The sequence below is a fragment of the Tenacibaculum sp. MAR_2010_89 genome, from assembly GCF_900105985.1.
Classification (GTDB): Bacteria; Bacteroidota; Bacteroidia; order Flavobacteriales; family Flavobacteriaceae; genus Polaribacter; species Polaribacter halocynthiae.
Genome location: NZ_FNUB01000005.1, coordinates 904,071 through 918,834, shown reverse-complemented (window position 1 = coordinate 918,834; position 14,764 = coordinate 904,071). Strand labels below are relative to the sequence as shown.

2 protein-coding genes are annotated in these 14,764 nt (G+C 31.0%); both read right to left on the bottom strand.

Features of this window, described 5'->3' with window-relative positions; translation table 11 throughout:
• Window positions 1-13: 13 nt before the first annotated feature.
• The gene (locus tag BLV71_RS07695) at window positions 14-13,285 is read right to left on the bottom strand and encodes a non-ribosomal peptide synthetase (protein ID WP_093869984.1); all 13,272 of its coding nucleotides are present in this window, start codon (window positions 13,283-13,285) and stop codon (window positions 14-16) included.
• A gap of 37 nt (window positions 13,286-13,322) precedes the next feature.
• A complete protein-coding gene (locus BLV71_RS07690) occupies window positions 13,323-14,705 on the bottom strand; it encodes an aspartate aminotransferase family protein (protein ID WP_093869983.1) in 1,383 nt (460 codons plus the stop codon).
• Window positions 14,706-14,764: the final 59 nt, after the last annotated feature.

Sequence of the window (14,764 nt, the reverse complement as noted above, 5' to 3'; positions counted from 1 at the left end):
TTGAAGTTGGTTTTTAGATTTTGAAAATTTCTTCTAAATCTGTGGTTGTAGTACTTAAAAATTTATTTAATTCTTCATGTTTTATTTCTTTTTCAAGACCATAATCTGAAGGTGTATATACTCTAGTTTCTTTTTCTTTACAATGACGTATCAAATCTTTCAAATTTGACACATAAGAATTTGCTAATTCTACTATTGTTTCAACATCGTATTCTTTTGATGAATAGCTCCAAGAAAGTTGAAGTTTTCCATTTTTAACACCTCCATTAATTTCCAGTTTATTATTAAATGGTGTTGAACCCCCTATCTCATTTCCTTGAAATTCTGTAGCTTCTGTTATCCAAGAATTTGTTTCAATGGCATTATCTAATTGCCCTAGATAATTAAACACAATATCCCATTGAACTGCTGATAAACGATTTCTTATTTCTTGAGATGGGTGCATATATTTTAAAAGACCAAAGCCCAGTCCTTTATTTGGTATACGTCGTAAATTCTCTTTTGTGCTAGTTAATACATCTCCTAAAGACATTTCCTTTTTCATAGATAAACAAACGGGATACAAAGTAGTAAACCAACCTATTGTAGTATTTACATCAACTCCTTCAGAAACTTCCTCTCTTCCATGCCCTTCTAAACCAATAATAACCTCTTCATTATTACTCCACTTACTAATTGTTAATCCTAAACACCCTAATAGTACGTCATTGATTGTGGTACCATAAGCTTGATTTATTTCTTGCAACAACAATGAAGTATTTTCTTCATCTAAAATCATTTGATATTCTACAATATCGCTATATAGATTTTTAGCTACTGTTTTTTTATCTATAGGTAGTGTTTTATAAGATGTATGAATTTTAGACCAATACCCTACTTGTGAAGCTATAGTTTTTTTAGTTACATACTCTTGTAAAGCTAGTCCCCACTCACGGTAAGAATTCCCTTTTACACCTAAATTTAAAGTTTTTCCTTGTTCTAACCCATCTACAATACGACTTAAATCAGATAATAAAATACGCCAAGACACTCCATCTATAACCAAATGATGCCCTACCATAAACAATCGATTTTTTTCTTCTCCTTCTGGGGTCTTTATTAAAACCATTTTAAAAACCTTTCCAGAATTAATAGCCAAACTTTCCTGATATAGTTCACATGTTTTAGTAATCGATTCTGGTAATTTTCCTAAATCGATATTTGATAAGTTCACCTTTTCTAAAACACCTTTATCGTTTCCATAAGACTGATTCCAACTAGTATCTATTTGTTGATATTGAAAACGTAAAGCATCATGATGCTCCATTAATAATTCTAGTGCTTTTTGAATTGAACTTGGTTTAATTAATTTATCAACTGAAACCAGTACTGATTGATTATTAGCTACACTCTCTACATACTCATCTTTAAAATAAAGTTGTTGAATAGGTAATAATAAACTATCTCCTTTTAAGGTTCCTTGTTCTCCTAGGTTTACAGAAACTGCATTAGTTACAACATTTGAAATCTCTGAAATAGTTTGATTTTCAAATAAATCACGAGGTTTAATATGATATCCTAACCTTTTAATTTGACTAACCACTTGAATGGTTATAATAGAATCTCCTCCTAATTCAAAGAAATTATCATCAACTCCTACTTGTGAAACTCCTAATAATTCTTGCCAAATATTCACCAAGTGTTCTTCTAATTCATTGCGCGGAGAAACATAATTATTTATTTGAATTGATCGTTCTCCTGAAAATTCTGATTCATATATTGACAATAACTTCTTTGCATCTACCTTATCACTTAAGTTCTGAGGAAACTCTTCTACTATACAATATTGTGATGGATGCATATATGTTGGTAATTCAGACTTACTCAACTCATGCAACAACTCTGTTATTGAACCCTCATCATGATTTAAACCTATAGTACTTAATACCACAAAGCATAATAACAATTCTTTATCAGCTTCATCTTTATAAACTAAAACATGAATATCCTCTATTGATTCTGGCTTTCTTAATACAGAAGCGATTCCTTCTAACTCTACTCGATGTCCTCGTATTTTTACTTGATGATCTTCTCGCCCTAAAAACTCTATATTTCCATCTGGTAACCATCTTCCTAAATCTCCTGTTTTATAAAGTACCTCTCCTAATAAATCTGGGTATGGGTTGGGTATAAAACTCTGAGATGTACGTTCTGGTAATCCTAAATAACCTGCTCCTACTCCTACTCCACTTACACATAACTCACCAGTAACTCCTATTGGACATAATTGTAAATTATCATCCAAAATAGCAACATTCATATTTGGTATTACGCGACCTATTGGAACTCTTGATTGACTCTCTGGAAAGTCTTCAGTTATCTCAAATTGAATTACATCATCAGATGCCTCACAAGGTCCATAAGCATTAAGCAAACGAATTTCTGGATAAATACGTCGTAAATCATTCACCAGTCCTACTGGAATTGCTTCACCAACTAGCATTATCCATTCTAATGTTGTTAATGCTATTGCTCTTTTACTTTCTTTTATAAAAGATAATAAGCCCCACATATAAGTTGGAACAAACTCTACCAAGCTTACTTTTGTTCGGGTAATCGTTTCTAATAATGACTCATAATCTAACAACTCATATTTATCTACAATTACACTTGCTCCTCCTTTTAATAATGGTCCTAAAATTTGCCATACTGAAATATCTGAACCTATTCCTGCACTTTGTAAAAAACGGAAACCATCTGCTAACTCTAATAGTTTATACTCTGCTAATAAATGGTTCATTGCTCCGTCATGACGTGTAATCGCTCCTTTTGGTGCACCTGTTGAGCCTGATGTATACAATACATAAGCCCAACTATCCATTCTATTTACATTGGGTGGATTTACTGTAGGTTGTTTTTCTACAAATAAAGAGTCATAAACGTTTATTCCTTGAACCTCTATACTATCTAATAAATGAGTTGGTAACTCATCAATTACTATAACATTTGACAATGAAACTTTAGTTAACTCTGATAATAACGCTGAACTTGTTATTAACACCGAGAACTCATTCTCTGACAACATTTTCTCTATACGTGAAGATGGATTTTGGGTATCTAAAGGAGTATAAACTCCCCCTGATTTTAATATACCTAGCATACAACTTATAAATTCTCCACTTCTATCTAAGTATACTCCAACACTCTTCTCTTCTTTTACTCCTATTGTTAATAATTGATGGGCTATTTGATTGGCATAACTATTTAGTTCTTCATAATTCCACGTTACCTCCTTATCAATTACTGCAATAGATGTTGAATGTTTTTCTACAATCTTTTCAAAATGAACATTTATTGGTAAAGTATTGCCTAAATCTTGTTCTTTCGGGTTAAAGTTTACTCCTTCTGAATTTGCTACTCGCCCTAACAACAAATCTTCCTCTTCAGTCGTTAATACAGATAAATTATCGATGCTCTGAGAAACGTTTTCTGTTGTATTAATTAATAACTCTTGATAATGTAGTAGCATTTGTTTTATACTACTTTCTTCAAACAAATCAGTACAATATTCCATACGCAATGAAATTCCTGATGAATGTTCTGTAGCTACTAACGTAATATCAAACTGTGATGTTTTTTCTTCAAAGTCACAAGGAGCAGCAGTTAATTCCCCTAATTTAATTTGCTCATTTTTAGCAGTATTCTGCAAATCAAACATCACTTGAAATAATGGAGTCATACTCATATCACGAGTATTTACTACTCGATCTACTACTTTTTCAAAAGGAGCCAATTGATGATCATACCCTTCCAAGGTTGTTTCTTTAACATCTGCTAACAACTTCTTAAAGCTAAGATCATTATTAACATCACTTCTTAAGGCTAATGTATTTACAAAAAAGCCTATCATATCTTCTACTCCAGATTGTGTTCTATTCGCTATAGAAGTTCCTACACAAATATCATTTTGCCCACTATATTTATATAGTAACACTTTAAAAGCAGACAACATAAACATAAACACTGTAACTCCTTCATTTTGGCTAACTTTTACAATAGCTTCTTTTAATGATTTATTCAATTCGAAATTAATGCTTGCTCCAACTGTACTTTGAACAGACGGACGTACTTTATTTGTAGGTAACGATAATACAGAAACTCCCTTTAATTTATTTTCCCAATATGCTAATTGGTTTTCTAAAAAATCTCCCTCAATAAATTTCCTTTGCCATAATGCATAATCAGCATATTGAATTGATAAATTAGGTAATGTTATTGATTTATTTAATCGTAACGCTTCATAAATGGATACTAACTCATTTATAAAAATTGGAATAGACCATCCATCACTTGCTATATGATGAAAAGCACAAGCTAACGTATACTCATTTTGACTTACTTGAAAAATACATGCTCGAAACATATAATCATCAGAAATATTAAATGGACTACCTATAAACTTAGCTACCATTTCTTTTTCATTATCGTTATTGGTTAGCGTAACTTTTGTCAACTCCCAAGCTTCTGACGATATAACTTCCTGATAACCTACCCCTTCTATTGTATGAATTATTGTTCGTAAAACTTCATGACGATCCACAATCATTTTTAATGAATCTTCTAAAACAGTTAAATTTAAATTCCCTTTTAACTTTAAACCTCCAACAATATGATATTCATCTGTTCCTTGTAACTGATCTAAAAACCATAATCTTTCTTGGCTAAAAGATAACGGAATACGCGCTGTTTTATCTTGTGAAACAATAGTTGGTAATATTGTTTTCCTTGAATTTATTACTAAATATTTTTCTAATCCTGCTATTGTAGGATGCATAAAAATAGTTTTGATAGCAACTTCAATTTCCATCTTCTTTCGAATCATCGATACCAATCGTGTTGCCAACAAAGAATGTCCTCCTAATTCAAAAAAGTCATCATAAACTCCTACTTTATCCAACTCTAATAACTCTTCCCAAATCTCTACTAATACTGATTCTACTTCATTTCTAGGGCTTACATATTCATTACTCGATAATTTAGAAACATCTGGTAATGGTAGTTTTTTCTTATTTATTTTACCATTACTAGTTAAAGGCATTTCTTCTAATTCTACCCAAATTCGTGGCACCATATAATCAGGAAGCTTTAAGCTCAAGTAATTTTGTAAAGCATCTTTTTCTATAGTTCCATCAACAACCACATACCCAACTAAATATTTTACTTTATGCAAATCTTCTTTTGCTAAAACACAACAATGCCTAACATCTAAACAAGTTGATAATACATTTTCAATTTCACCTAACTCAATACGATAACCTCTTATTTTTACTTGATCATCTTTTCTCCCAACATATTCAATATCTCCATTACACAATAGGCGTCCTAAATCTCCTGTCTTATATAATTTTGATTCTTTATCTGTATCATACGGATTTGAAACAAATTTCTCTCCAGTTAATTCTTCTCGATTCAAATACCCTCTAGACAACCCAGATCCTGAAACACATAATTCTCCAATAATACCAACTGGTAAAAGCTGTAAATTATCATCAACTATATAACAATTTAGTGTTGGAATTGCTCTTCCAATAGTACTTTTGGTATCTTCTACTTCTTTTTCTGTTATTTCTTTATAAGTAACATGTACAGTAGTTTCTGTAATTCCATACATATTAATTAATTTACATGTAGGATAAGATTGTTTCCACTGTTTTAAATACGAAGGATTTAATGCTTCACCTCCAAAAACGACATACCTAATTTTATGTTTTTCAGTAGTTCTAAAGAACTCTTCTTGTAATGTATAAAACGCTCCTGGGGTTTGATTTAAAACAGTAACACCTTCTTTTATTAATGTATTTTTAAAAGAAGTTGTATCCCTTGTTTCTGTATCTCGTATAATTACTAAACGCCCACCATAAAATAATGCTCCATACATTTCCCATACTGAAAAATCAAAGCAAAAAGAATGAAACATAGACCATACATCATCTTCGTTAAAATCAAACAAACTACCTTCATGAAAAAATAATCGTACCACATTCAAATGTGTTAATAACACTCCTTTTGGTTTCCCTGTACTTCCAGATGTATAAATTACATACGCTAAATTCTCGGGCGTATACTCTGGTTTTAATTGAGTTTCTAACTCAAGAGAAATAGAATCCCAATCATTATCTAATAAAACAATATTTAACGCTGATAAATTTTCAATAGCAGATACACTTTGTGTTGTACTTAATACTATAGATACTTCTGAATCATCTAAAATATATTCAATTCGATCTTTAGGATAATTAGGGTCAACTGGTACATAAGCACCTCCGGCTTTTAAAATCCCTAACAATCCTATTATCATTTCAAAAGAACGTTCAATGCAAATCCCTACTAAATCCTCTACAGTTACTCCTTGCTTTTGTAAAAACCTAGCTAACTGATTAGATTGTTTATCTAACATTTCATAGGTCATTTCTTTTCCCTCAAATACCAAAGCCACTTTTTGTGGTGTTTTTTGGACTTGTTCTTCAAACAGACTTATTATAGTTTTATCTTTTGGATATAAAACTGATGGAGTATTAAAAACATTCAACAAACTATTTTCTTCTTTTTTTGTAAGTATTGATAGTTCATTTATTGGTTGATTATTATCAACAACTACATTTTCTAATAATTCTTTATAGTGAGCAAATAAGCGATGAATTGTTTCTTCTTTAAATAAAGCTGTACAATATTCTATACTCAATGAAATTCCTTCACTATGCTCTTCTGCATTTAATGTAATATCAAATTTTGCATTGGTGTTTTCATCGGCATGTAATGAAACATCCAATCCATCAAGATTCGTATCTAATACATCTGGTGTATTTTGCAAAACAAATACTGTTTGAAATAAAGGAGATATACTCATATCTCGAGTTTCTACCACTCTATCTACTACTTTCTCAAAAGGAACTAACTGATTATCATAACCTTTTAAGGTTACTTCTTTCACACGTTGTAAAACTTCTTTAAAAGTTGGATTTTCACTTAAATCAGTTCGTAATGCTAACGTATTTATGAAGAAGCCAATCATACTTTCAACTCCTGATTGCGTTCTATTAGCTATTGGAGTACCCACACAAATATCATCTTGCCCACTATATTTTGATAAAAGCACCTTAAAAGCAGATAGTAGAAGCATAAATAAGGTTACTTCTTCTTGCTTACAAAGTGTATTAATTTTATTCTTTAAACTTTTATCTAATTCAAAAGTTACCATTTTACCTGAAGTATCTTGAACTGACGGTCTTGAATAATCTAAAGGTAACGACAATGAGGATACATCTAATAACGCTTTTTCCCAATAAGACAACTGATTTTCTAATATTTCACCTTGTAAATATTTACGTTGCCATATTGCGTAATCAGCATATTGTAATGATAATGGAGGTATATTTATTTCTTCCTGTTTTACTAATGCACTATATATTGTAACTAACTCTTGGGTGAAAATACTTTCTGACCAACCATCACAAGCTATGTGGTGAAAAACAACAGCTAATACATAATCGTTTGTTCCATCATCATAAACACGTGCTCGAAACATATAATCTTTAGAAAGATCAAAAGGAATTGCAGAAAACTCAATAATATCATTTTCAATTTCTTCTTTTTCATTTACAATAGCTGAACTTAATTTCCATTCATTAAGTGAAAGAACTTCTTGATATCCTATACCATCTTCTGACTTTATTATTGTTCGTAATACTTCATGACGATCTATAATTTTATTTAATGATTTTTCTAGTATTGAAATGTTTAAGGCTCCTTTGAGTTTTAACCTACCAGACATATGGTACTCTCTACTTCCTTGTAATTGGTCTATAAACCACAAGCGCTCTTGACTAAAAGACAATGGAATACGGTTTCCTCTTACTTGAGTTACAAGACTTGGCAATACAGCTTGCTCAGAAGACTCTTCTATATGAAGGCTCAATCTTTCAATTGTAGGATTCATAAAAATCGACCTTATAGTAACTTCAGTATCCATTTCTTTACGAATTACTGATACCAGACGAGTTGCTAACAACGAGTGACCTCCTAACTCAAAGAAATTATCATAAATACCTATTTGAGAAATGCCTAATAAATTCTGCCATATAGCTGTTAATTTTTCTTCTAATTTAGTGCTCGGTGCTTGGTAGTTATTTGTTTGTAGTACTCTATCACCCGAAAAATCTGATTCATATATAGTTAATAATTTCTTACCATCTACTTTATCACTTAAGTTCAAAGGAAAGTCTTCAATAATACAATATTGTGAAGGGTGCATATAAATTGGTAGCTCTTTACTACACAAATCATTTAACACCTTAGCTATTGTATGTTCATCGTAATTTTTCCCTATTTTACTTAACACTAAAAAGCACAATACTAATTCCTCTCCTTTGTCATCATTATATACTAGTACATAACTATCTTCTACCCTATCAGATTTCCTAATTACTGAAGCGATTCCTTCTAACTCAACACGATGTCCACGAACTTTTACCTGATGATCTTCTCTTCCTAAAAATTCGATATTTCCATCTGGTAACCATCGTCCCATATCGCCTGTTTTATACATAACATCTCCTAACAAATCAGGAAATGGGTTATTTATAAAACTATTCGCAGTTTTTTCTGGTAACCCTAAGTAACCAGCCCCAACACCTATACCACTAACGCAAATTTCTCCAACAACTCCTATTGGGCATAAACCTAAACTATCATTTAAAATAGCAACATTCATATTTGGTATTACTCTACCAATTGGCACTTTTGACTGCTGCTCAAGTAACTCCTGTTTAATTTCATATTGAATTACATCATCTGAAGCTTCACATGGTCCATAAGCATTCAAAAGGCGAACTTCTGGGTAAAGCTCTCTTAACTCATTAACTAAAGCTACAGGAATAGCTTCTCCAACCAACATAACCCACTGTAAATCTAAGGCTACTGGTTTTTTAGTTTCTTTAATATAAGACAATAAACCCCACATATAAGTAGGAACAAATTCTACGATATCTACTTTGGTTTGATTTATTGTTGATATTAACATTTCATAATCTAGTAATTCAAATTTATCAACAATAACACTTATCCCTCCTTTTAATAAAGGTCCTAAAATTTGCCATACTGAGATATCTGACCCAATACCTGCACTTTGTAAAAAACGGAAACCATCTGACAAGTCTAATAATCTATATTCTGCTAAGAGGTGATTCATTGCACCAGCATGTTTAGTAATCGCTCCTTTAGGTGCTCCAGTTGAACCTGAAGTATACAATACATAGGCCCAACTATCCATTCGATTCTTATTTACTGGATTTGTTGTTTTTTGGTTTTTTAAATTTTCTTTATCATATAGAAATAACTCCTCTTTTTCGTAAACTTCTTTTAATTCAATAAAGGCCTCATCAATTAAAACAATAGGAATATCCTTAATTATTTTTAATTCTGACAATAGTTTCGATGTTGTAATTAAAACTGAAAAAGTATTCTCCTTTAACATTTTTTCAATTCGTGATGGTGGATTCAGTGTATCTAAAGGAGTATATACTCCTCCTGATTTTATTATTCCCATCATGCTACCTACAAACTCTGCATTTCTTTCTAAATATACTCCTACACAATTTTCTTCTTGAATATTTAAACTTAATAACAGATGAGCAATTTGATTAGCATAGATATTTAAATTGTTATAAGTCCATGATATTTCATTATGAAGTATTGCTATCGATGTTAAATTTTCTTCTACTACATTTTCAAAATGTATATTTATTGGTAAATCATTATTCAAATCAACAGCCTTCGGATTAAAATTAAATCCTTCAGATGTAGATATTCTTCCTAATAATAAATTTTCTTCGAAAGAAGATAAAAGCGATAATGAATTAATTTTTTGAGTAGAATTACTAACTATACTTTTAAGTAATTTTTGATAATTACTAAGCATTCGACTGATAGTACCTTCTGTAAATAAATCAGTACAATATTCTGCCTGAAGTAATAATCCATCACCATGATCTTCAACTGTAAAAGTTAAATCAAACATACTTGTAGTATGGTCTATATTGTATCTAGCTATTTGTTCAGTTCCAAACTTTAAGTTCTCCATATCCAAATCTATTTGCATATCAAACATTACTTGGAACACAGGATTATATCCCATGTTTCTTTCTGGAGCTATTTTCTCTACTATTTTTTCAAACGGAACCAATTGATGTGCATAAGCCTGAATACTGGTTTGTTTTACTTGCTTCAACAAAGTAGTAAAAGATGGATTGTTGTCTAAATCACTTCTTAATGCTAATGTATTTACAAACATTCCTACTAAGGATTCTAGATCTTTAGTTGTTCTATTCGCTACTGGTGTACCTACGCAGATATCTGTTTCTCCACTATATCTATACAAGAGCACTTTAAAAGCAGACATCATTAACATAAACAATGTAACTTCTTCTTTTTTAGCACACTTTTTTAAACTATAAATCAATTGATCATCTAAGGCTAAAGCAACTCTTCTTCCTTTTTTACTTTGAACTATTGGCCTTGGAAAATCATAGGGTAATGTTAAAGGAGTAACTCCTTTTAATTGAACTTCCCAGTATTTCAATAAATTTTCTAAAACATTTCCTTTAAAATATTCTTCTTGCCAAAACGAATAATCAACATAGTTAATTGATAAAGGTTTTAAACCATCTTTTTCTCCTTCTAATAAAGCAGAATAAATTGTAGTTAATTCATCTAAAACTATCTTTCCTGACCATCCGTCTAACGCTATATGATGTGCTACTAAAAGTAATTTATATCCATTAGAAGTACCTTTTATTAAAAATAACCTAAATGGATAATCTGATGATAAATCAAAAGGTAAGCTAATTAATTCCTGAATTTTACTGTTTTCATTTGAATCTAACTCTACATACTCCATTTCAAATGAATCCTCAGAAAGAATATTTTGATGTAAATCTCCTTCTTCGTTTGGTTGCAATACAGTACGTAAAGCTTCATGCCGCTTTACCAATTTCTTTGACGCTCTTTTTAGTAAATTCACATCAATAGATTGAGGAATAGTAAAAGCTTTAAAAACATGATACTCTATACTTCCTGCTATTTGATCAATGACCCACATACTTTTTTGAGCAAAAGAAGCCGGTATCTTGTCTCTATTTGTAACTATTCTAGGAGTAATTGAATGAATCGTATTATGATTCGTTTTTTCGTCATCTATTAATTCAGCTTCAACATAAACAACAACATCTAACAAAGTCTCCAATTCAAAAAAAAGTGTTGGAGACACCTCTTTTTTAATATATTCTGATAATACTCCGGATAAACGAACTACTTGTAGTGAACTTAATCCTAAAGTTGCAAATGAATCATTTAAATTAATCTGAGAAGGAGTAATCTGTAATAAATCACTTATTTCTTCTCGTAACCAAGTTATAAGTTCAGTTTTATTATCTGCTTTTTGACTACAACTCTCTATTAACTCTTTTTCTTTTTTCTCTATTTGTTCACCAGCTGTCCACTCTTCTAAAACACCACCTAAATCGCCAGATTCATATGCTGTTTTAGTTCCTAATCGTTGTATTTTCCCACTTGATGTTTTCTTTATACGTCCAGGGTTTACTAACACAATTTTATATATAGACAACTCATGTTCTGCTAATACTAGCTGACAAACTGTTTTTATAATTTTTTCAGCATCATAATCACGTATACTAGTACGTTTTACCTCTTGTATTATTAATAGCTTATCAACTCCATTAACTTTTATTGTTGCCGCAGCTCCTGCATTATTTTGTAAATCAGGATGACCAAACTGTACAGTTCTTTCTATATCCTGAGGAAAATGGTTTACACCATTAAAAATCATCATTTCCTTTAAACGCCCTGAAATATATATTTCATTACCATTTAAAAAACCAATGTCTCCAGTACGCAAATAAGGGCCATCATTCTCGTTTTTTATTCCTTCTACATTATTTGTATAGGCTTCAAATATTTCTTTTGACAATTCGCTTTTGTTCCAATATCCTTTTGTAACGCTATTCCCTTTTAACCATATTTCACCTACTTCATCTTCTTTACAAATTTGTTTTGTTTCTGGGTTTACAATTCTTGTTTTTAACTTTTTATGTATAGGTCCGTTTCCTACTAACTGAATGGAATTTTCAGGTGTAGAATTGAGAAGTACTTTCCCCTCATGAAGTTCATTTTTCTTTAATGAAATAATAGTTGGTTCCTTATCGTACTCACAACCACTAACTACCAGCGTAGTTTCAGCCATACCATAACCTGGAAATAATGTTGCTCTTTTAAATCCGTAGTTCGTAAATCGATCTGCAAACTTTGCCATTGTGCCTGGGCGAATTGGTTCAGATCCATTAATAGCAACTTCCCAGCTACTTAAGTCTATTTCTTTTAAATCTTCTTCTTTAATTTGATTTGTACAAAGGTCATACGCAAAGTTTGGAGCACAACTCATTGTCCCTTTATATTTAGAAATTAATCTTAACCATCTTATAGGCTTTTGAATAAAAGCTGTTGGCGGTAAAATAATTAGTTCAAACCCTACAAATAATGCCTGAATAATATTACCAATTAACCCCATATCATGGTATATTGGTAACCAAGAAACACCTATTGATTTTTTTGTTGTTTTAAAACAATCTTGAAATATTTCACTGTTATCGATTATGTTAGCATGATTAACAATTACTCCTTTTGGATCTCCTGTAGAACCAGAAGTGTACTGCAAAAATGCAATTGTGCTCGTATTTATTTTTGGAAAGACTTGGTTGAAAACAAACTCTAACGTATTTGTTTTTAACCAAGAAACATTTGCAAAAACCTCATTACTAAACCACTTAATATTTTTAGTATAAACAACATCAGTTGTAAGTACTAATGTTGCTTTACAATCTATTGTTATTTTTTCTAATCGTCCTATTCTTCGTTTTCCTTGAGGTGGAAAAGCAGGAACAGCTATTACACCTGCTAATAAACATCCAAAAAAAGCATCTGCAAACTCCAAACCAGAAGGATACAATAATAAAACACGATCTCCTGGCTTAGCATATCTTAATATATTTGAAGCTATTATTTCAGCTTTTTTATATAATTCTAAAAATGTTCTTGAATCATTTTCTTCTTCTCCATTGGCAAAAAACCTGTATAAAATTTTATTTGGTGATTCATCTAAATGCTTTTTAAAAATATGCATTAATGTATCTTCTGAAAGTTTTTTTTCAGAATTCAAATCGTTAAATGGTAACATTTTTTTGGATGTTTTTTAGTTAGGTAAGGTAATTTTGTTAAGCTAAAGTTTGTTCCATGTATTCTTCTGTACAAGCAGTAATAGCCTCTTTCATTATTTCTATGGCTGCATCTACAATAGCTTTTGTAGTTACTAATGGTGGTACTAGTCTTAAAACATTATCATAATGTCCTCCTACTTCAAATAATAGTCCTCTTTCAAAACATTCTTTCCTATATTTCTTTACAAACTCAGGAAAAGGCACTTTACTTTCTTTATTTTTAACAAACTCAACACCTATCATCATTCCTCTACCTCTTACTTCTCCTATAAAAGGGTTATCTATTTTTAATAATTCTAACTTATCCATTAAATAGCTCCCAATAGTTTTAGTATGCTCAGCGATGTCATACTTTTCTATAAAATCTAAAGCTCCAATTGCCGCAGAAATACTAACTTGATTCCCTCTAAAAGTACCAATATGAGCTCCTGGATTCCATGCTTCAACTTCTCTCTTATAAATTAAACCAGCTATAGGAAAGCCTATTCCTCCAAAGCCTTTAGAAAAAGTTATAATATCGGGCACCGCTTTGGTATTCATAAATTCTAAAAAAGATCCTGTTCTAAAAAAACCACACTGAATTTCATCGAAAATAACTAACACATCATTTTCATGTGCTATTCTTACTAACTCTTCTAAATAACCATCTTCAGGAACAATATTCCCACCCTCTCCTTGAATAGGTTCTACAATAATAGCTGCTGGTTTAGATATTCCAGAATGACTATTTGTTAACATCTCTTCAAAAGCAACTAGTTCATTATTTTTATTTCCATCTTCATTTCTATAAGAATAATTATAGGGAGCAAAATGAACATTTGGCATCAGTGAAGAAATATGATTTCTAAAACCAATATCAGAAGTAACAGCTAACGCTCCACATGTCATACCATGGTAACCTCCTTTAAAAGAAATTATACCATCTCTTCCTGTTTTTATTTTAGCTAATTTTATAGCAGCTTCTACTGCATCTGATCCTGTTGGTCCTCCAAAACACACTTTATAGTCATCTCTAATTTCTTTCGGAAGGTTTTTTATTATTTTCTGAATCAAACTTATCTTATTCTCTGTTGGAAAATCAAGAGCGTGAATTAATTCTTCTTGCTGTTTTTTCACATATTCTAAAACAAAATCATTACAATGTCCTACATTTAAAACACCACAGCCGGCAAAGAAATCGATGAATTGATTTCCATCTAAATCTTCAACGATACTTCCTTTTGCTCTTTTTATAGCTATCGGCATATTTTTAGGGTATGATACGATACTTCCTTCTATCTGTTTTTGTAACTCTAATATTTTTTTTGATTTTTCTCCTGGTAAAGAAGATGAGATAATTTTAGGTGTTTCAGATAAGTGATATTTCTTTAATATTTCCATAATAATAAGTTTGTTTATATTGTTTTAGTTATTTACATCTTTACTAAAAAAGTAAAGCA